This is a genomic window from Paracoccus sanguinis (genome assembly GCF_900106665.1).
Classification (GTDB): Bacteria; Pseudomonadota; Alphaproteobacteria; order Rhodobacterales; family Rhodobacteraceae; genus Paracoccus; species Paracoccus panacisoli.
The window spans coordinates 1-1,287 of record NZ_FNNA01000020.1; the positions used below are offsets into that span (position 1 = coordinate 1).

Consider the following 1,287-nt stretch of genomic DNA (forward strand, 5'->3'; position numbering starts at 1 on the left):
GAACTCGATGCCGGGGCGCTCGCCCGCTACGTGGTGATCTGGCGGCGCTGGCTCGAGGCAGAGGCCGAGGTCAAGCGCCGCGGCCCGGTGGTGAAGACCGCAGGCGGCAACATCATCCAGAACCCGTTCCTCGCGGTGGCGAACAAGTGCCTGGCGCAGATGGGCCAGATCGAGAGCGAGTTCGGGCTGACGCCCTCGAGCCGGACCCGCATCCGCACGGCGGCGCCAGCCGAGACCCGCGACCCGTTCGAGGATTTTCTGAACCGTGGCAGCACAGCGTAAATCCGGCCCCGGGCGGAGGACACAGAGCTGTCCCGTGACCGCCTGGGCTCGCAAGGTGGTTGATGGCAGGATTGTCGCCGGACATCTCACCCGGCTGGCCTGCCAGCGCCATCTGGACGATCTGAAGGCCGGCAAGGACCGCGGCCTCGTCTGGGACCGGGACGCTGCGCTGCACGCGATCGAGTTCTTCAGCCATCTGCGGCACTCGACGGGCGAATGGGCGGGGCAGCCCTTCGATCTGCAGCCGTGGCAGCAGTTCGTGGTGGGCTCCGTCTTCGGCTGGAAGCGGGCGGATGGCTTGCGCCGGTTCCGAACGGCTTATGTCGAGGTGGCGCGCAAGAACGGCAAATCGGCCCTGCTGGCCGGGATCGCGCTCTATGCGCTGGTGGCCGACGGCGAGGCCGGCGCGCATGTCTATGCCGCCGCGACCACCCGCGATCAGGCGCGCATCGTCTTCGGCGAGGCCGAGCGGATGGTCGCGGCGAGCCCGGCGCTCTCGGCCCGGGTCACCCGCACGGTCAACAACCTCGCCGTGCTGCCGACCGCCTCGTGGTTCCGGCCGCTCTCGGCCGACGCCAGCAAGATGGACGGGCTGAACGTGCACTTCGCCGCCGTCGACGAGGTGCATGAGCACCCCGGACCCGAAATCATCCAGAAGCTCAACACGGCGACCGGCGCGCGGCGCCAGCCGCTGATCTTCGAGATCACCACCGCCGGGCATGACCGCCACTCGGTCTGTCGTCAACATCACGAGTTCTCGGTCAAGGTGCTCGAGGGCACGCTGCCGCAGGAGACGGCCGACCCCTGGTTCGCCTTCATCGCCACCATCGACGCGGGCGACGACTGGACTGATCCGAGGGTCTGGGTGAAGGCCAACCCGAGCCTCGGGGTGACGGTGAAGGTTGACGACCTCAAGCGCCAGATCGACGAGGCGCGCGAGATGCCGGCACAGCAGAACGCCATCCGACGGCTGCGGCTGAACGAATGGACCGAACAGGTCACCCG

Annotated in this window: 2 protein-coding genes; both read left to right on the forward strand. The window is 68.7% G+C overall.

The features are described from left to right. On the forward strand, window positions 1-282 hold a 282-nt coding region (locus BLW17_RS17230; RefSeq protein WP_036737112.1), incomplete at its 5' end, for a phage terminase small subunit P27 family. Window positions 283-316: 34 nt separating this feature from the next. After that, on the forward strand, window positions 317-1,287 hold a 971-nt coding region (locus tag BLW17_RS17235), incomplete at its 3' end, for a terminase large subunit (protein ID WP_036737114.1).